The sequence below is a fragment of the Cypionkella sp. genome (assembly GCF_034376685.1).
Classification (GTDB): domain Bacteria; phylum Pseudomonadota; class Alphaproteobacteria; order Rhodobacterales; family Rhodobacteraceae; genus Cypionkella.
Genome location: NZ_JAXMJJ010000086.1, coordinates 1 through 18,526, shown reverse-complemented (window position 1 = coordinate 18,526; position 18,526 = coordinate 1). Strand labels below are relative to the sequence as shown.

The 18,526-nt window shown below is 61.2% G+C and carries 20 protein-coding genes; 14 read left to right on the top strand and 6 right to left on the bottom strand.

Features of this window, described 5'->3' with window-relative positions; translation table 11 throughout:
- Window positions 1–7: 7 nt before the first annotated feature.
- The 3 genes from U1A24_RS16495 to der are packed head-to-tail and all read left to right on the top strand — an operon-like array spanning window position 8 to window position 3,608.
- A complete protein-coding gene (locus U1A24_RS16495; RefSeq protein ID WP_322323076.1) occupies window positions 8–694 on the top strand; it encodes a hypothetical protein in 687 nt (228 codons plus the stop codon).
- A 46-nt stretch (window positions 695–740) separates the two neighbouring features.
- Window positions 741–2,090, top strand: coding sequence for a PQQ-binding-like beta-propeller repeat protein (locus U1A24_RS16490; RefSeq protein ID WP_322323075.1), 1,350 nt, complete (start codon window positions 741–743; stop codon window positions 2,088–2,090).
- A gap of 48 nt (window positions 2,091–2,138) precedes the next feature.
- Window positions 2,139–3,608, top strand: a complete 1,470-nt coding sequence (gene der / locus U1A24_RS16485; RefSeq protein ID WP_322323074.1) for a ribosome biogenesis GTPase Der — start codon at window positions 2,139–2,141, stop codon at window positions 3,606–3,608.
- A gap of 74 nt (window positions 3,609–3,682) precedes the next feature.
- On the opposite strand, the gene U1A24_RS16480 is transcribed toward der, so the two are convergent.
- Together U1A24_RS16480 and serS are read right to left on the bottom strand one after the other, a co-directional pair.
- Window positions 3,683–4,387: a hypothetical protein gene (locus tag U1A24_RS16480; protein ID WP_322323073.1), complete on the bottom strand. Its 705-nt coding sequence runs from the start codon at window positions 4,385–4,387 to the stop codon at window positions 3,683–3,685.
- 30 nt (window positions 4,388–4,417) lie between these two features.
- Window positions 4,418–5,707 (bottom strand): serine--tRNA ligase, encoded by a 1,290-nt coding sequence (gene serS / locus U1A24_RS16475; RefSeq protein ID WP_322323072.1) that lies wholly within the window; start codon window positions 5,705–5,707, stop codon window positions 4,418–4,420.
- A gap of 284 nt (window positions 5,708–5,991) precedes the next feature.
- On the opposite strand from serS, the gene U1A24_RS16470 reads away from it, so the two are divergent.
- A complete protein-coding gene (locus U1A24_RS16470; protein WP_322323071.1) occupies window positions 5,992–6,912 on the top strand; it encodes an acyltransferase family protein in 921 nt (306 codons plus the stop codon).
- On the opposite strand, the gene U1A24_RS16465 is transcribed toward U1A24_RS16470, so the two are convergent.
- Entirely contained in the window at window positions 6,896–7,132 is a 237-nt protein-coding gene (locus U1A24_RS16465; RefSeq protein WP_322323070.1) for a 4-oxalocrotonate tautomerase family protein, read from the bottom strand. The two genes, U1A24_RS16470 and U1A24_RS16465, sit on opposite strands and share 17 nt — an antisense overlap.
- Before the next feature lie 242 nt (window positions 7,133–7,374).
- Between U1A24_RS16465 and yajC the strand changes: the two genes are divergently transcribed.
- The 4 genes from yajC to U1A24_RS16445 are packed head-to-tail and all read left to right on the top strand — an operon-like array spanning window position 7,375 to window position 10,780.
- Entirely contained in the window at window positions 7,375–7,707 is a 333-nt protein-coding gene (gene yajC, locus U1A24_RS16460; protein WP_322323069.1) for a preprotein translocase subunit YajC, read from the top strand.
- Window positions 7,708–7,765: 58 nt separating this feature from the next.
- On the top strand, window positions 7,766–9,433 hold the full coding sequence (gene secD, locus U1A24_RS16455; RefSeq protein ID WP_322323068.1) for a protein translocase subunit SecD: 1,668 nt from the start codon (window positions 7,766–7,768) through the stop codon (window positions 9,431–9,433).
- Window positions 9,434–9,445: 12 nt separating this feature from the next.
- Window positions 9,446–10,423 (top strand): protein translocase subunit SecF, encoded by a 978-nt coding sequence (gene secF, locus U1A24_RS16450; protein ID WP_322323067.1) that lies wholly within the window; start codon window positions 9,446–9,448, stop codon window positions 10,421–10,423.
- Window positions 10,424–10,426: 3 nt separating this feature from the next.
- Window positions 10,427–10,780 (top strand): Mth938-like domain-containing protein, encoded by a 354-nt coding sequence (locus U1A24_RS16445; protein WP_322323066.1) that lies wholly within the window; start codon window positions 10,427–10,429, stop codon window positions 10,778–10,780.
- A 1-nt stretch (window position 10,781) separates the two neighbouring features.
- Here U1A24_RS16445 and U1A24_RS16440 read toward each other — a convergent pair whose 3' ends face one another.
- Window positions 10,782–11,774, bottom strand: coding sequence for an aldo/keto reductase (locus U1A24_RS16440; RefSeq protein WP_322323065.1), 993 nt, complete (start codon window positions 11,772–11,774; stop codon window positions 10,782–10,784).
- Between the two features lie 99 nt (window positions 11,775–11,873).
- On the opposite strand from U1A24_RS16440, the gene ccmA reads away from it, so the two are divergent.
- Genes ccmA through U1A24_RS16410 form a run of 6 tightly spaced genes read left to right on the top strand, consistent with a single transcriptional unit; the run spans window position 11,874 to window position 14,988 of the window.
- Window positions 11,874–12,500 carry a heme ABC exporter ATP-binding protein CcmA gene (ccmA, locus tag U1A24_RS16435; protein ID WP_322323064.1) on the top strand — a complete coding sequence of 209 codons (627 nt, stop codon included), beginning with the start codon at window positions 11,874–11,876 and terminating at the stop codon, window positions 12,498–12,500.
- Window positions 12,497–13,153: a heme exporter protein CcmB gene (ccmB, locus tag U1A24_RS16430; RefSeq protein ID WP_322323063.1), complete on the top strand. Its 657-nt coding sequence runs from the start codon at window positions 12,497–12,499 to the stop codon at window positions 13,151–13,153. The genes ccmA and ccmB overlap by 4 nt, the downstream gene beginning before the upstream one ends.
- A 36-nt stretch (window positions 13,154–13,189) precedes the next feature.
- A complete protein-coding gene (locus tag U1A24_RS16425; RefSeq protein ID WP_322323126.1) occupies window positions 13,190–13,918 on the top strand; it encodes a heme ABC transporter permease in 729 nt (242 codons plus the stop codon).
- A complete protein-coding gene (ccmD, locus tag U1A24_RS16420) occupies window positions 13,915–14,073 on the top strand; it encodes a heme exporter protein CcmD (protein WP_322323062.1) in 159 nt (52 codons plus the stop codon). Before U1A24_RS16425 ends, ccmD begins: the two co-directional genes overlap by 4 nt.
- Window positions 14,066–14,599, top strand: a complete 534-nt coding sequence (locus U1A24_RS16415) for a DsbE family thiol:disulfide interchange protein (RefSeq protein ID WP_322323061.1) — start codon at window positions 14,066–14,068, stop codon at window positions 14,597–14,599. Before ccmD ends, U1A24_RS16415 begins: the two co-directional genes overlap by 8 nt.
- A 17-nt stretch (window positions 14,600–14,616) precedes the next feature.
- Window positions 14,617–14,988: a hypothetical protein gene (locus U1A24_RS16410; protein WP_322323060.1), complete on the top strand. Its 372-nt coding sequence runs from the start codon at window positions 14,617–14,619 to the stop codon at window positions 14,986–14,988.
- 366 nt (window positions 14,989–15,354) lie between these two features.
- On the opposite strand, the gene U1A24_RS16405 is transcribed toward U1A24_RS16410, so the two are convergent.
- Entirely contained in the window at window positions 15,355–16,524 is a 1,170-nt protein-coding gene (locus tag U1A24_RS16405; protein WP_322323059.1) for a Hint domain-containing protein, read from the bottom strand.
- Between the two features lie 430 nt (window positions 16,525–16,954).
- A partial coding sequence (acnA, locus tag U1A24_RS16400; RefSeq protein WP_322323058.1) for an aconitate hydratase AcnA occupies window positions 16,955–18,526 on the bottom strand: 1,572 nt, incomplete at its 5' end.

Here is an 18,526-nt window from a genome sequence, read left to right as displayed (position 1 = left end):
GGCCAGCGTGAGCAACCCGGACAGCTTTATCAGCGAGGTCACCGAAGAGGTCCGCCGGGATCGGCTTTATGCGATGTTCCGCAAATATGGCTGGATCGGTGTGGTGATCGTGCTGGGCGTGGTGGGCGGTGCGGCCTACACCGAATGGAGCAAGGCCACGGCTGCCGCGCGGGCGCAAAGCTTTGGCGATGCCGTGCTGGATGCGGTGGATCTGGGCGCGCCGGAAGATCGCGCAGAAGCGATGGCGGCGATCCCGGCGGATGGTGGCCAGCTTGCGCTGAAAGAGCTGTTGCTGGCGACCGATGCCGGCACCGACAAAGCGGCGGCTTTGGCGGCACTGGACAAACTGGCAGCGGATCAAAGTCAGCCGCAGATCTACCGCGATCTGGCGGTGTTGCGCCGGGTGATGCTGGCGGGCAAGGATCAGCCGATTGCGGATCGTCGCGCAGCGCTTGAGGCAATTGCCGTGCCGGGGCGGGCGTTTCGCCCCCTGGCGTCCGAGCAACTGGCCTATCTGCTGATCGAAAACGGTCAGAAAGACGCGGCGATTGCGGCACTTGTCGCGCTGATACAGGATCAGGAGGCTCCGGGCGGCTTGCGCGCGCGGGCAGGGCAGATGATCACCGCTTTGGGCGGCACGCCGCCTGAGCCTGCGGCGGGCGCTGCAGCTGAACCGGCTGCGGATGCGGGCTGAACCGCCCTTCGGGCGTCAAGGAATGAATGTAGGGGTGTTTCGCGTGATGACCAGCGGCAAGATCGGGATGGCGGGACTGATGCTGTGCATCGGCTTGGCTGGGTGCCAAAAGAAAGACGTGATCCTGGAAGGGACGCGTTTTGCGGTGCGTGCGCCGCTTGAGGATTCTGTGGCGGTCGAGGGCGAAGCAGCCCCGGTTGCACCCGCGTCGGAGCCTCTGAACACCTCGGTGCCGATCGCGCTGCCGGGGGCTGCGGCCAATGCCGACTGGGGCCATCGCGGCGGCAATGCGCGCCATGCTGCGGGCAACAGTGCGCTTTCCGCCAATCCGCAGCGGGTGTTCAGCACGAATATCGGTGCGGGTGCCAGCAAGCGGGCGCGGATCGCGGCTTCGCCGGTGGTTGCGGGTGGACGGGTGTTCACGATGGATGCCACGGCACGGATCACGGCGGTTTCGACCGGGGGCGCGGCGCTGTGGACAGCGAATATCACGCCGGATTCGGGAGAAGGCAGCAAAGTGGTTGGCGGCGGTCTGGCCGCTGCTGGCAACCGGGTTTACGCGACCTCGGGCTATGGCGAGTTGGTGGCATTGGACGCCAGCACCGGTGGGATCGTCTGGCGGCAGCGCTTTGACAGCCCGCTGACCGGGGCGCCGACCGTGGCAGGCAACGTGGTGTATGCGATGGGCCGGGATGGCTCGGCAATGGCGGTTTCAGCCGATACCGGCAAGCAGGTGTGGCAACAGCCGGGCGCGCCGAATGCCAGTGGCATGATTGGCACGGCCTCGGTTGCGGTGGGTGACAATGAGGCGGTGCTGCCGTTTGCCAGTGGCCAGATCTCGGCAGTTCAGGCCGCAACCGGCGATCCGATCTGGAACGCGGGGGTTTCGGGGCAGCGGCTAGGGCGCAGCTATGGAGCGATGGGCGATGTGACGGGCGATCCGGTGATCGTGGGGGACACGGTTTATCTGGGCACGGCGGCTGGCCGTACGGTGGCGATCAACATGACCACGGGCGGGCGGATCTGGACGGCCAATGAAGGCGCTTTGAACCCGCCGCTGGTGGTTGGGGGCTCGGTGTTTGTCGTCAACGACGAAGCCCGTCTGGTGCGTCTGGATGCAGGCACAGGTGAGGTGATCTGGTCGGTGGAGATGCCGTATTTCGTCAAGGACAAGCCGAAGAAACGCCGCGCCATCTATGCACATTACGGGCCGGTTCTGGCGGGCGGACGTATCGTTGTGGCCTCGTCTGACGGCAGCTTGCGCGGCTTTGATCCGACCAATGGCAATCTGGTTTACAGCGTTGAGATCCCCGGCGGTGCGGCTTCTGCCCCGGCTTTGGCGCAGGGTTTGCTGTTCGTGGTCGGTGGCAACGGCCAACTTCACGCTTTCCGTTAAGGCGCGGGGCGTGTATGGGGGCAGCTTAGTTATACCCGGACGCCTGAAATGAGCTTTACCCTTGCCATCGTCGGCCGCCCCAATGTGGGCAAATCGACGCTTTTCAACCGCCTTGTCGGGCGCAAACTGGCGTTGGTCGATGACCAACCCGGTGTAACCCGCGACTTGCGCGAGGGCGATGCCAAGCTGTTCGATTTGCGCTTTACCGTGATCGACACGGCGGGGCTTGAGGAAATCACCGACGACAGCTTGCAAGGCCGGATGCGGCGCTTGACCGAGCGCGCGGTGGATATGGCTGACGTGAGCCTGTTTGTGATCGACGGGCGCATTGGCGTGACGCCTTCGGATGAAACCTTCGCCGACATCCTGCGCAAAAAAGGCGCGCGGGTGATTTTGGCGGTGAACAAAGCCGAAGGCAAAGCCGGCGATGCGGGCGCGATTGAAGGCTGGTCTTTGGGTCTGGGCGAGCCTTTGCGGATTTCTGCCGAACATGGCGAGGGCATGGACGATCTTTATCGTCTGCTGTTGCCGCTTCAGGGCGAATTTGCCGAGCGTGAGGCCGAGAATACGCCGGATACCGAAGTCGATGTGTCGGAGGAAGAGGCTGAACTTGAAGAAGATGTCGAGGCTTTCCGCCCGACCACCAAGAAGCCGTTGCAAATCGCGGTGATCGGTCGCCCGAATGCCGGAAAATCGACTCTGATCAACAAGATCCTGGGCTATGACCGCCTGCTGACCGGGCCAGAGCCGGGGATCACCCGCGATGCGATCTCGATCAAGGCGGAATGGTTGGGCACGCCGATCAAGATTTTTGACACCGCGGGGATGCGCAAACGCGCGCGGATCAATGAGAAACTCGAAAAGCTGTCGGTGTCGGATGGTATCCGCGCCGTGCGCTTTGCCGAGGTGGTCGTGGTGCTGCTGGACGTGGAAATTCCGTTTGAAGTGCAGGATTTGCGCATCGCGGACTTTGCCGAAACCGAGGGCCGTGCGGTGGTAATCGCCATCAACAAATGGGATCTTGAGGACGAAAAGCAGGAAAAGCTGGCCGAGCTGAAAGAGATGTTCGAACGCCTGCTGCCGCAGCTGCGCGGTGCGCCGATGATCACGGTTTCGGGCAAGACCGGGCGTGGTTTGGACCGATTGCACGATGCCATTCTGGCTGCCCATGCGGTGTGGAACCGCCGGATTCCGACCAACCGTCTGAACACCTGGCTGGGGGCGATGGTCGAATCGCACCCGCCACCCGCGCCGCAAGGCCGCCGCATCAAGTTGCGTTATATGACGCAGGTGAAGCAGCGCCCGCCGGGATTCATTGTGATGTGCAGCCACCCGGATGATCTGGCCGACAGCTATCGCCGCTATCTGGTGAACGGTCTGCGCGAGCATTTCGCCATGCCGGGGACGCCTATTCGCATCACCTTCCGCTCACAGGCCGATAAAAACCCGTTCCGCAATCCGAAGTTCCACACCCCTAGCCGGTTGCGGAAACACAAGGAAAAGAACACCGGGCAATAGGCTTTGGGGTTTGGATTTGAGCGGGCGTTGGCATCACCAGCGCCCGTTTTTGTTGGTTTGGCGGCTGACTTTGCTTAGCGAAGCAGTTTGACCACGGTGGCCCCGGCCATCACCGCCGCCCCGGTAAGCGCAGCATAGGCAACGCTGGGGTTTAGACCCCAGTTCGACACGACAATCCCGACAATCGCCCAAGTCACGGTTGCGCCGTAGATCGGCATATCGGGCCGTTTCACTTGCACGGTGATCGCAATCGCCAGCACGATTGTCAGCATCACGAGGGCCGAGGCTGTGTCGGATAGAACGCCGTGGCCTGCCAAAATCACGCCGGTCGAGACGGCGGCTGCGGCGGTGAGCCAGCCCGCGAAGATTGCGAGCGGGGCGGCCAGCAGCCAACGGTCTTGATCGGGGTCGGCGATCACATAGGCATAGATCGCAAGGGCTGCCATGCCGATGATCACCAGCGTGGCAGGGATCGGCGCGGCAAGGGCAATGGCAAGCCAGACCGTGCCCAAAGCCACGGCGACCGCCAACGGCAGGGCGGGTTTGGTGAAAGCCGGATCATCGCGGCGTTTGATCAGACCGAAGGCGGCATGCAGGATCAGCCACAGATAGATCAGCCCCCAGATCGCGAAAGCATAGCCTGCGGGCTGCACCGAGGGGCGCTCAATCCGAACCGGAAAGATGCCCGGATCGTAGCCCATGAAGGGCGGGGTGATGAAGGGGGCCGCGGCAAAAGCCAGCGTGGCAAGCAGCAGGGCGGGTTGGATCATGCGTTTCATAGAAGGGATACGCATGATCCGGGGTTTGGTTCACTCCAAAACGCCTGCCGCCGAAATTTTTGTCTTGCCGCGCAGATAGGGATGCAGTGCTACGGGCAGATTGACCGAGCCATCGGCTTGCTGACCATTCTCCAGCACCGCGATCAGGCAGCGGCCAACCGCCAGACCCGAGCCGTTCAGGGTGGCGACGAATTCCGGCTTGCCGCCCGGCACTTTGAAGCGGGCGTTCATCCGGCGGGCTTGGAACTGGCCGCAGGTGGAAACCGAGCTGATCTCGCGGTACTTGTTTTGGCCGGGCAACCATGCCTCAAGGTCATGGGTTTTCTGCGCGCCAAAGCCCATGTCGCCGGTGCAGAGCACGATGGTGCGGTAGGGGATTTCCAGCTTTTCAAGAATGGCTTGGGCGCAGTTGGTCATCCGCTCGTGTTCCGCCAAAGCGGTGTCGGGGGTGCAGATGGTGACCATCTCGACTTTCTCAAACTGGTGCTGGCGCAGCATCCCCGAGGTGTCTTTGCCCGCAGAGCCCGCTTCGGAACGGAAGCATTGGGTGTGGGCGGTCATGCGGATCGGCAGGGCGGCGGCGTCAAGCGTATCGCCTGCGACGGTGTTGGTCAGGGTGACCTCCGAGGTCGGGATCAGCCACCAGCCGTTGGTGGTCTGGTAGCTGTCTTCGGCAAATTTCGGCAGCTGATTGGTGCCATACATCGCCTCTTCTTTGACCAGAACCGGGGTCCAGGTTTCTTGCAGGCCGTGTTCTTCGATGTGGGTGTCGAGCATGAACTGAGACAGGGCGCGGTGGACGCGGATCACCGCACCTTTCAGCACCACGAAACGCGCGCCACTCAGTTTCGCGGCGGTCTCGAAATCCATGCCGGGTTTGACGCCTGCAATCTCGAAGTGTTCCTTCGGGGTGAACTCAAAATTGCGCGGGTTGCCCCAGCGGCGGATCTCAACGTTACCGTCTTCATCGGCGCCATCGGGCACCTCATCCAGCGGCAGGTTGGGGAGGCCCAGCAGAAGATCACGCAGCTCGCGGTCGAACTGCTCGGCTTCGGCGGCGAGGGCGGCGACTTCGGATTTCTTTTCGGCCACAAGGCTGCGCAGGCGGTTGAATTCGGCCTCATCGCCGCGACCCTTGGCAGCGCCTGCCTCTTTCGAGACGGCGTTTTGCATGGCTTGCGCGGTTTCGGAGGCGAGGATTTTGCCGCGCCGGGCTTCATCCAGCTTGAGGATGGTGGCCGAGATCCCCGACAGGCCACGGCGGTCGAGAGCGGCCTCAAAGGCGGCGGGATTCTCGCGGATGGCGCGGATGTCGTGCATGGGGGCCTCGTCTTGAAAACTGGAATGTGCAGGTTATGCCCGATTTGCAGCCGAAGGGGAAGGGAGGCGTGTCCACGCGTGGACAGGGCTTGCGTTTGTGCAATATCAAGGGCTTCTGGGCAAAGGTTTTGCTTTTGTTAACCAACACAGGCAGTCTAACCTGCGCCAGACCCGGCTTTGTCGGTGGCGGTCTGGGCTTGGCTTGTAAACGCATCGTTTCCGAACTTGCTCTAGGTTTGAGGTAGGCAATCAGCTAAGGCCGATGGAACAGGCAAGGAGCGGGCGTGGCAGGAGCAGCGGTCAAGGTGGGTTACAGGCGGTCGGTGGACCTTGCGCGGTTTATCGCGGCCTTTGGCATTGTCTGGGATCATGCGCGCGCGCCCTATGCCGATATTGGCTACACGGCTTTGGGGCTGTTTCTGGTGCTGACCTCTTTTCTGGCGGTGGGGTCGTTTGAACGCTCTGACGGCAAGCGGTTCTGGCTGTCGCGGGCGCAGCGGATCGCGCTGCCGTGGCTGTTCTGGTGCGTGTTTTTCCGGCTGGTGTTCGAGGTGGTCTCGGATGAGCCGTTTCATCTGCTTTCGGATCCTTGGACGTTGCTGATCGGGCCGTCAATTCATCTGTGGTTCTTGCCGTTTGTGATGATCTTTCTGGTCACAATTCCGTGGGTGTCACGCTTTGTTGACCGACCGGTGCGGATGTATCTGGCGGCAGCGCTGCTGGTTGTGGTCTCGGTTCCGCTGGGGCTGTTGCATGCAGAACTGGCCCCGGCTGCGTGGTTCATCAACCCCGGCACTTTCCCGCAGCCATTGCCGCAATGGTTCTTTTCGCTGCCGCTGTTCTGGTTTGGCGCGATCTTGGCTGTGGGCAAACGCATGGGGCTGGTTTGGCCGGTGATTGTGGCGGCTGCGGTGGTCAGCGGGATTTTGTATTACCACAGCCCGGAATTTGCCTCGGTGCAGATGATCCTGGTGGCTGTGGTGTTCGAGGCAATCTGGCGGCTGAATATCAAGGGAAGCTGGCCGACGTGGTTGGCGGGATTTGCCTTTGGCATCTATCTGTTGCACCCCGCAACCATGCTGGTGGCGTTCAAGCTGTTCTCTGAGACGGTGGATCGCAGCTTTGCGGCTTTGTTCGCGTTTGCTTTGGCTTGGGCGTTGACGGCGGCGTTGCAGCGCCTGCCTTGGGTCAATCGGTTTTTGTAACCGGGTCTGCCGCATCGGGATTGGCTGACTGCCAAAGCTCGCTGAGCGACTGGCCTTTGCGCCCCCAATTGTCGGTGTCAATCTCGTCGATCACCACGAAAATATACTCTGGGTTGCGTCCGAGTTCCTTGACCAGAACGTCAGTCATGCCCCGGATCACGGCACGCTTCTGTTCCACCGAGGCGATGCCTTTGGCGATTTCAACTTTGACATAGGGCATGGTTGCCTCCTTGCGGCCCGAGATGGGCGCGGTCTTTCCAGCGTATCAAGCATGATTGCGCAGAAATTTGCAGAAATCTGCGCTGAAAATGACCCTATGATCTGGTTTGTCGTGCCAAAGCGCTTAGATCGGCGTTGGCTTGCCTATCCCACGGAGCGCGGGTAGGGTGCCCGCCGACAAATCAGGGGAAATAGCCCCGAAAGATCCATCAGGGGGCGTGCCCCCGAGCAGAAAGGACTTCCATGTTCGTAACCCCCGCTTTCGCGCAAACCGCTGGTGCTTCTGGTGCAGGTTCGGCCTTTGCCTCGTTCCTGCCTTTGGTGCTGATCTTTGCGATCATGTATTTCCTGCTGATCCGCCCGCAGCAAAAAAAGATGAAAGATCTGAAAGCGATGGTCGACGGTCTGCGGCGCGGCGATCAGGTGCTGACCCAGGGCGGCATCATCGGCAAAGTCACCAAGGTTGGCGATGATGGCGTGCTTGAGGTCGAGATTGCCGAGGGCGTGAAGGTGAAAATGCCGCGTCACACGATTTCGCAGGTGATGAACAAGACCGAGCCAGCGAAAGCTGTCTGAAGTCTGAGTCTGCTGGCCCGCCTTCGACGATCCCGACCCTAACCTGAGACAGAACATCATGCTCTATTCGCCGCTGTGGAAGCGCCTTTTGATCCTTGCGCTCTGCGCCTGGGGCATTCTCGCATCGCTTCCCAACCTGTTTTACACGCAAGTGGAGCTGCACAACGACGCCGCCACCGCGATTGAAGCGACTGCCGGGGTGGCGACACCCGAACAGAGCGCGGATCTGGCGAAATGGCCCGCCGTGTTGCCTTCGGCCTTGGTCAATCTGGGCCTGGATTTGCGCGGCGGCGCGCATTTGCTGGCGGAAGTGCAGGTCTCGGACGTTTATGCGCAACGCATCGACAGCCTGTGGCCGGAAGTGCGCGATGCGTTGCGTGAGGTGCGCGATCAGGTTGGCGCCGTGCGGCGGATGCCGTCGGTGCCGGGTGTGTTGCGGGTCTCGGTCAGCAATGCCGATGGTCTGGCGGCTGCGGTGGCCAAGGTGCAGGAACTGGCGACCCCGGTGGTCAGCCTGACCGGGGTGGGCCAGAACGATCTGGAAGTCACCACCGAGGGACAAGAGATTGTCGTGCAACTGTCAGAGCCCGAACGGGTGGCGACGGATACCCGCACCATGCAGCAAAGCCTTGAGATCATCCGCCGCCGCGTCGATGCGGTCGGCACGCGGGAACCGACGATTCAGCGCGAAGGCACCGACCGGATCCTGATTCAGGTGCCGGGTCTGGGTTCGGCGGCCGAATTGAAAGCGATCATCGGCACCACGGCGAAGCTGACCTTCAACACCGTGGTGGGGCGCACGACCAATCCGGCGACCGATCCGGGGCCGCGCAATTCGCTGCTGGCCTCGTCGGATGAGAAGGACGTCTATTACATCGTCGCCGATGAGCCGGTGGTCGCGGGCGAGGAATTGACCGATGCGCAGCCGTCGTTTGACCAGAACGGCCGGCCTGCGGTCAGCTTCAAGTTCAACGTCTCGGGTGCGCGGAAGTTCGGCGAATACACCTCGGCCAATATCGGCCAGCCGTTTGCGATCGTGCTGGATGACAAGGTGATTTCGGCCCCGACGATCCAGAGCGCCATTCAGGGTGGCTCGGGCATCATCACCGGCACGTTCACGCTGGAGGAATCGACCAACCTTGCGGTGCTGCTGCGGGCTGGGGCCTTGCCTGCGAAGATGAACTTCCTGGAAGAGCGCACGATTGGCCCGGAACTGGGGCAGGACAGCATTGATGCGGGCAAGACGGCGGCGATCATCGGTGTGGTGGCGGTATCGCTGTTCATGCTGGCATCTTATGGGCTGTTCGGGGTGTTCGCGAATATTGCTCTGGTGATCAACATGGCGTTGATTTTCGCGGTGCTGTCGACGATTGGCGGCACGCTGACGCTGCCGGGGATCGCTGGGATCGTGCTGACCATCGGCATGGCGGTGGATGCCAACGTGCTGGTGTTCGAGCGGATCCGCGAGGAATTGCGGGTGCACAAGACCACGGCGCGGGCGATTGAGATCGGCTATGAGCGGGCGATGTCGGCGATTGTCGATGCCAATATCACCACGCTGATCACCGCCTCGGTGCTGTTCTTTCTGGGGGCGGGGCCGGTGCGTGGCTTTGCGGTGACCTTGGGGATCGGCATTATCACTTCGGTGTTCACCGCACTGCTGGTGACGCGGTTGATCATCGAGTTCTGGTTCAACTGGCGCAAGCCTAAAGAAATCGTGGTGTAAGGAGACTTCCCTATGGCTTGGCGTATGCGACTTGCACCCGAGAAGACCAACTTTGACTTTTTCAAGCATCAGTGGCTGACCTTTGGCGGCTCGATTGTCTTGATGCTGGCGGCGTTCCTGTTCTGGGGCACGATGGGGCTGAACTACGGCATCGACTTCAAGGGTGGCACCACCTTGCGCACCGATTCGTCGCAAGCGATTGATGTCGGGGCTTACCGGCAGGCGATGAGCGGTTTGCCAATCGGCGATGTGGTGATCACTGAAGTGTTCGATCCGTCGTTCCGCGCCGATCAGCATGTGGCGATGATCCGGTTGTCGTCGGAAGAAGCCGATCAGGCGGTGAGTGAGACGGAATTGGCGGAGGTGAAAGCCGCGCTGACCAAGCTGGATCCGGCGATCAAGTTTGTCTCGGAAGAAACCGTCGGGCCGAAGGTTTCGGGCGAGTTGGTGTATTCGTCGGTCCTGGCGATGACGGTCACCTCGATTGGCATCATGCTGTATATCTGGATGCGGTTTGAGTGGCAGTTCGCTTTGGGTGGCGTGCTGGCGCTGCTGCATGACGTGTTCATCACGGTGGGGATTTTCGCCTTCTTCCAGCTGAAGTTCGATCTGACCATCGTGGCGGCTTTGCTGACGATTTTGGGTTATTCGATCAACGACACAGTCGTGGTGTTTGACCGGCTGCGGGAAAATCTGGTGAAATACAAGACCATGCCGTTGCGCGATGTGATGAACCTGTCGGTGAACGAAACCCTCAGCCGGACGCTGATGACCTCGATCACCACCCTGATCGCGGTCGGCTCGATGATGGTGTTTGGCGGCGATGTGATCCGCGGTTTCGCGTTTGCGATCTTCATGGGGGTTCTGCTGGGCACCTATTCGTCGGTCTATGTCGCGAAGAATATCGTGCTGATGATTGGGCTGGACCGCAGCGAAAAGCCGAAAGGTGGCAAGCCGTCGGATCACGAATTCGCCAATATCGACGCCTAGATCATGCGCCTGACCGAAATCACCTATGGCGCGGCTTTGGCGATTGAAAGCTATGGGCCGGCGTTTTTTCGGGTCGGCACCCATGTGCTGCGCGGGCCAAGCCTGATCACGCCATGGGATGCCGGGGCTTGGGGCGGGTTTGACGATCTGGCCGGGCCGCTCTCGCTGGTGGGCAAGATTGACGTTTTGCTGCTGGGGCTGGGCGCGGAAGTGTCGGTGGTGCCAAAAGCGTTCCGGCAGGCTTTGGAAGCGCAGGGCATTGGGGTGGAGCCGATGAACACGCCTGCCGCCTGCCGCACCTATAACGTCTTGTTGGGCGAGGGCCGCCGCATTGCAGCGGCCCTTTTTGTGGTTTAGTTTACCAAGAAGCGTGCACTTCCGGGGCGATCAGGCGCGTGTAAATTTCACGCGCCTTTTCCATTGTGGCGGGCGGCAGCGGGGCCAGCGCATCGGCTTTCGCATTGGCCTGCGCCTGCGCCGGTGATTTCGCGCCGGGGATCACCACGGTCACGGCATCTTCCATCAAAATCCAGCGCAGCGCGAATTCGGCCATCGTGGCACCTTGCGGCACCAGCGGGCGCAGTTCTTCGACCGCTTGCAGAGCGACGTCATAGGGCACGCCCGAGAAGGTCTCGCCCTTGTCGAACGCCTCGCCATTGCGGTTAAAGCTGCGGTGATCATCGGCGGCAAACTGGCTTTGCGCCGACATTTTGCCGGTGAGCAGACCCGAGGCCAGCGGCACCCGCACGATCACGGCGATATCTTTGGCTTTCGCGGCTTTGAAAAATTCCTCGGCGGGCCGTTGGCGGAACAAGTTGTAGATGATCTGCACCGAGACCACGCCGGGGTTCTGAATGGCGGTCATCGCCTCGGCAATGGTTTCCACCGACACGCCGTAGGCCGCGATCTTGCCCTTGGCCTTGATGGCGTCGAGGGCTTCGAACATGGCGGGATTTGAATAAACCGGAGTGGGCGGGCAATGCAGTTGCACGAGGTCGAGGCAGTCGACGCCAAGGTTTTGCAATGAACGGTCGATGAACGCTTCAATCGCCGCGCCGGTGTAGGCCTCAGCCGTGTGCGGGTTCAGGCGGCGTCCGGCTTTGGTGGCGACAAAAGGCCGCGCGCCTTTGCGTTCACTGAGAACCTCGCGGATGATCCGCTCGGAACGGCCATCGCCGTAGACATCGGCGGTGTCGATGAAAGTCACGCCCGCATCAAGGCTGGCGTGCAGCGCGGCTTTGGCATCCTCTAGGCTGACTTCGCCCCATGTGCCGCCGATGGCCCAAGCGCCAAAGCCCATGCGGGTGGTGGTTTTGCCGGTGCGCCCGAAAGGCGTGGTCGATAGGGTCATGATAGCCTCCTGTTTCGGGGCAATATAGCGGCGTGCGGCGGGAAGGCCATGCTGTCGCAGGGCCTTTTCGCAAGGCGGTCGATGGGTTAGGGGTGAGGCATGGACATGCAGGTCAATGATCTTGCCGTCGCCCGTGGCGGCGTGGCGGTGCTGGAAGGGGTGACGTTCCGGTTGATGCCGGGGCGGGCGCTGGTGTTGCGCGGGCCGAACGGCATTGGCAAGACCACTTTGCTGCGCACCCTCGCCGGATTGCAACCCGCTTTGGCGGGGGAGGTGACGGTGGGCGCCGAGGCTATGGCCTATGCTGCCCATGCCGATGGCGTCAAAGCCGTGCTGACGGTGGCGGAAAATCTGGCGTTCTGGGCGGCGACCTACGGCACGCATCAGGTGGCGCAGGCGCTGGCGGCGATGAACCTTGAGGCTTTGGCGAACCGCCGGGCCGCGCATCTGTCGGCGGGGCAAAAGCGGCGGCTGGGGCTGGCGCGGCTGCTGGTGACGGGCAGGCCGATCTGGCTGATGGACGAGCCGACGGTGTCGCTGGATGCGGCGTCGGTGGCGTTGTTTGCGGGCGTGGTGGCGCGGCATCTCGGCGGCGGTGGCTCGGCGCTGATTGCCAGCCATATTGATCTGGGGCTTGAGGCCGAAGTGCTGGACCTGACTCCGTTCAAGGCGCGCAGCCCTGCGGCGGGTGGCCGGATTGGCGCCTTTGACGAGGCTTTCGGATGATCGCGCTGCTGATCCGGGATTTGCGGCTGGCGATGCGGGCGGGCGGCGGCTTTGGCCTTGGGCTGGCATTTTTCCTGCTGGTGGCGGTGATTGTGCCACTGGGCGTGGGGCCGGAGCCTGCGGTTTTGGCGCGGATCGCGCCGGGGATTCTGTGGGTGGGCGCGCTGCTGGCCTGCCTGTTGTCGCTCGACCGGATTTTTGCGTTGGATTATGAGGATGGCAGCTTGGATTTGCTGGCGACCTCTCCGATGCCTTTAGAGGCCGTGGTGGCGGTGAAATCGCTGGCGCATTGGCTGGTGACGGGCCTGCCGCTGGTGGCGGTGTCGCCGGTGTTGGGGGTGCTGCTGAACCTTGAGGTGGCGGGATATGTCTGGCTGGTGTCGAGTTTGGCATTGGGCACGCCCGCGCTGTCGGTAATAGGCAGTTTTGGCGCGGCGCTAACAGTGGGGGTGAAGCGGGGCGGCTTGCTGATGAGCCTGCTGGTGCTGCCGCTGTATATGCCGACGCTGATTTTTGGTGCCGAAGTTGTGAAGCGCGGCGGGCAGGGTTTGGCGGTAGCAACGCCCTTGGCGCTGTTGGCGGGGATCACGGCGGGGGCGGTGGCCCTGCTGCCGTTTGCCTCGGCTGCGGCAATCCGCGTCAACCTGCGCTGAGGTAGGCGTGCTACGAGTGCGAAGATGAGGATGACGATGTCGATCTGGGAATATGCGAACCCGAAGCGGTTCATGCAGACCTCAAGCCTGCTGCTGCCTTGGGTGACCGGGGCGGCGGTGCTGTGCCTTGTGGTCGGGCTGGTCTGGGGCGCGTTTTTCACCCCGGATGCGGATAAGTTCGGCTCGACCGTGAAGATCATCTACCTGCATGTGCCAAGCGCGATGATGGCGATTTCGGCATGGATGATGATGCTGGTGACATCGCTGATCTGGTTGATCCGGCGTCACCATGTCAGCGCTTTGTCGGCCAAGGCGGCGGCGCCGATTGGGCTGACCTTCACGCTGATCGGCCTTGTGACCGGGGCGATCTGGGGGCAGCCGATGTGGGGGACGTGGTGGGCTTGGGACCCACGGCTGACCTCGTTCCTGATCCTAGCGCTGTTCTATCTTGGCTATATTGCCTTGTGGGCGGCGGTCGAAGACCCCGATACGGCGGCTGACCTCACCAGCGTGCTCTGCATCGTGGGATCGGTGTTCGCGTTTCTGTCACGCTATGCGGTGTTGTTCTGGAATCAGGGGCTGCATCAGGGTGCAAGCCTGTCGCTGGACCGCGAGGAGCATGTGGCGGATGTGTATTCCAACCCGCTTTATGTCTGCATCGCAGGCTTTATCCTGCTGTTCTTGACGCTGGTGCTGCTGCGCACCCGCACTGAAATCCGCGCACGCAGGTTGTCTGCGCTGTTGGCACGGGAGCGGTTGGCATGATGGAGCTGGGCAAATATGCGGGCGCGGTGATTGGGTCTTATGCGGCCTCGGTGGTGCTGATTGTGGCGCTGGTGGCGCTGTCGATCTGGCAAAGCGCGCGGGTCAAGCGCGCGCTGAATGAAGTTGAGGCGCGGCAGGAGAAGAAGAATGGCTAAATGGCTGATGTTTGTGCCGCCCTTGTTGTTCGCAGGGCTGGCCGCGACGTTCTACATAGGCATGCAGCGCAGCGATCCGAATGCGCTGCCGTCGATGTTCATCGACAAGCAGGCACCGAGCCTGAATGCGGGCGTCTTGCCGGGGTTTCCGGCCCTGACCGATGCTGATCTGCGGACGGGTGAGGTGACGGTGGTGAACTTTTGGGCCAGCTGGTGCCCGCCTTGCCGCGCCGAGCATCCGACGCTTAAGGCGCTGGCGGCCGAAGGTATCCATGTCGTTGGTGTCAATATGATGGACCGCCCGGATGATGCAGCGGCGTTTCTGGCGGATGATGGCAACCCGTTTGCGGCGATTGCCTTTGATCCCAAGGGCAAGACCCGGTTGGATTGGGGGGTGACCGCGCCTCCCGAGACGTTCATTCTGCGCGGCGATGGCTCGGTGGCCTATAAGTTCATCGGGCCGATGGTGGGCGACGACTACCTGCAACGCTTCCGGCCCGAGTTGGAGAAGGCCTTGGCGGAGTGAGGGCCGTATCCGCCCTGATGCTTTTGCTATGTGCGGCAAGCCCGGTTCTGGCAAAACCCGGCACGCCGGGGCCAGCCTATTTCAGCGGCAGCTATGAGCGGATCGGGCGGCAGGGCGGCGATGCGATGCTGCAAAACGACCGGGTGACGATTGCCCCGGACGGGCAGGGTGTGGTGATCGCGGGCTGCACCGGGGCCGCGTTGACGATGAGCTTCGGTCCGGCCTTCGAGGTCACCAATCTGATGACGGGAACGCAAGCCGGTGTCACGGTGGAGTGCCTGTTTCACAACAACGGTTACAATCGCCCGATCCTGACCTGCCGCGCGGCAGATGGCGCTGCGTTCACGCTGTGGCCGTTGCCTGCGGGTGCGGTGGCCTGTGGTGGCTGATCAAGCCAGCAGCAGCACAAGGCCGATCAGGGCGAAAAGACCCAACTCGCCAAGAGGCAGCGCCTGCACCACTGCGGGAAACCGGCTGCGCATTGGTTCTTGCGGGGCAAGGGGTGGAAAGCGTTGCGGCATCGAGGCATCTTTCTGAGCGGATATCCTCAGAATGCCCGTAAGAACTTAACAAGAACATAAGGTTGCAGATGTTACGGAGCATAGCAGGAGAAACAAACTGTTGCGCAATATGCAAAAGTCCGGTCTGAAGCTCAGGGGAGGATGCTGTAGATCAGCAAAGCCCAGACCGCCGCGCCACCGCCGATACAGGGCAGAATCCACCAACTCTTGCGGCTGCCCTCGCTGTCGTCTGGCTTAGGCACTTGTGTAGTTGCGCGGCTCGACGACGGGGCTGGTGTTCTTGATGGCGCGGGCGACGATGGATTTTGCGATGTGACCGACGAGAAATTTGCGGGCAGGTGGCATGACAAGATGAGCCTCCTCGGTGGACAGTTCGGGGAACAGTGTGATGATCTCCAACCGGTCATTGGCTGACATCGACGACATGCCCACCGGACCGATGAAGAACGATTCTGTCGCCGCACCGTTGGAAATCAGCAGCTCGTGGCTGTCGAGCAAGATGTGAAAGTAGGTCACTGGTGTGTTGGTCTCGACCACCGAGACACCCTCAACCGCCAGCAGATGCTTGGCGGCGGCCAGAACCTCGCGCGCACCAACCATGCGTTGCGCGATCTCCGAGCGGATCAGACAGCGGTGTTGCGGCGAGACTTCCAGCGGGCGCAGCGGCAGGCCATTGCCCAAGGCGCCAATTTCAAAGCGGATCGGGCGCAGTTGCGGTGCACATTGTAACTGCCGGGCGCTCAGGGTGCGGCTGCCGATCCAGCGGATCGGGCGGAAACCTTTGTCCACCGTCAGCACCTCATCGCCAACGCGCAGTCTATCGACGGCAACCTCACCCTTGCGGGTCATGATCATCGTGCCCGCTGTAAAGCAGGGCACAAAAGGCACCGATCCGCCTGCTGTCAGCGTCATGGTCAGCAAGGCGTTGTTCTGCACGAATTGCAGCGGATTCATGAGGATGGCTTTCACCGCCCCCTGCAACAGTGGTGGGATGCCACTACTGAGTGCGGTCACCAGTTGTGTGGCCAGAGAATCCAGCAGGGCGGCTGGGTCAGCCTCAGAACCATCGGCGTTATAGAAATGCAGCATCTGGGTGCCGTTGACATCCAGCAGGGCAGTTTGCACCGGAGTGCTGAGTTGGATATTGGCCAGAGTGATGCCCAGAATGGTCACCTTGACCCCGGCATAAGACAGCCCCGTGCCCAGAACGGTCGCTGGATCATCCCCGATGGTCGCGGTTTCACCCGAGTTCCATGCGCCATTATTGGGCGCGGAATCGTCAAAAGTGACCGTAGCAGAGCTCGAGCTGTCGAAGTTGGTAAAGCTGATGACCTGACTAGACCCCAAGGTGAGCAGCGCGCCCTCATTTTCGTAAAGCTCGATGTCTCTGGTGCGGTCTGGCATGGCAGCATCTCCTCGGGCGGAGGCGAGAAGTCGCCTTTAGGTTGATAAAATATCTGTGTGTTATGTAAATCGAAGCGGCGATTGAATCAAATGACAACCTTGGGATGTATTAATGCTTCGGGCAGTGTTCATTTTGCTGTTGTTGGGGGCTGTCGGGGAAACCCGCGAGGCCCGCCGTTGCGCAGTTTTACTAAGGCCGTTGATTTTATTAGTTATTTTAGAAGATGCGGGGCCTTTCTGCAGGAAGCGCTGCTCCCGGATTGTCCACGGTTTGTCGTGAAAAGACGGTAAACTGTTTCACATTTGGAAACGCAGCGCTTCCGATATGAACGCAATAACTGGGGAATTTACCCGTATTTCTGATCAAGTAAACGAAACAAGCACCCCGAAGGGTGCTTGTTGGCGTGCAATCTAGAGCTGAGTCGTGCGTTTAGCGTGAGGCAAGATCGCGCAGAACATAGTGCAGCACACCACCGTGTTCGACGTATTCAATCTCGATCTCGGTGTCGATCCGGCACTTGATCTGGATGACTTTTACGGTGCCATCGCCATAAGTGATAGTGCAGGGCACGGTCGAAAGCGGCTTGAGATCGCCTGCAAGGCCGTCGATGCTGACCACTTCGTCACCCTTCAGGCCCAGCGTCTTGCGGGTATCACCGCCGGTGAACTCGAACGGGATCACCCCCATGCCGACGAGGTTGGAGCGGTGGATACGCTCGAAGGATTCCGCGATCACGGCTTTGACGCCCAGCAGGGCTGTGCCCTTGGCAGCCCAGTCACGGCTGGAGCCTGCGCCGTATTCGATGCCGCCGAAGATCACCAAGGGCGTGCCCTCGGCTTGATAGGCCATAGAGGCATCAAAAATGCTGGTCTGCACGCCGTCTGGGCCCTTGGTGTAGCCACCTTCAACGCCGTCCAGCATCTCATTCTTGATGCGGATGTTGGCGAAGGTGCCGCGCATCATCACTTCATGGTTGCCACGCCGAGCGCCATACGAGTTGAACTCGGATACCGGAACTTGCCGTTCGGTCAGATACTTACCCGCAGGCGTTCCAGCTTTGAACGACCCAGCAGGCGAGATGTGGTCGGTGGTGATCAGGTCGCCCAGCAAAGCCAACACGCGGGCGTTCTGGATGTTGCTGATCACGCCCGGCGTTTTCGGCATGCCTTTGAAATAGGGCGGGTTCTGAATGTAGGTCGAGGTCGGCGGCCAGTCGTAGGTTTCCGAATCCGTCACCTCAACCGCTTGCCATTTTTCATCGCCCTTGAACACGTCGGCGTATTTCTTCTGGAACGCGGCGCGGGTGACGGTGGCTTCGACAAGGTCAGAGATTTCCTTGTTGGTCGGCCAGACGTCTTTCAAATAGACCGGGCCGTTGGTGCCCATGCCCAAAGGCTCGGTGGTGATGTCGATGTTCATATCGCCTGCCAGCGCGTAGGCGACGACCAAAGGCGGCGAGGCCAGATAGTTGGCGCGCACATCGGGGCTGATGCGGCCTTCAAAGTTGCGGTTGCCGGACAGAACAGCGGTGGCAACCAGATCGCCTTCGGTGATCGCGGCCGAAATGGCAGGGTCCAGCGGGCCAGAGTTGCCGATACAGGTGGTACAGCCATAGCCGACAAGGTTGAAGCCCACCGCGTCGAGGTCTTCTTGCAGACCTGCGGCATTGAGATATTCGCTGACAACTTGGCTGCCAGGGGCGAGAGAGGTTTTCACCCAAGGCTTTGATTTCAGGCCCAAAGCACGCGCTTTGCGCGCCACAAGCCCCGCGCCGATCATCACATAGGGGTTCGAGGTATTGGTGCAAGAGGTGATCGAGGCGATCACCACTTTACCGCTCGACATGGTGAAATCATGGTCTTTCACGGCCACTTCGGTGCCCAGTGGGCGCTTGAACGAGGCCGCCATTTCGGTGGCGAACGAGGCTTTCGCATCGGTCAGCGGCAGATAGTCCTGCGGGCGCTTGGGCCCCGAGATGGCCGGAACGATGGTGCCCATGTC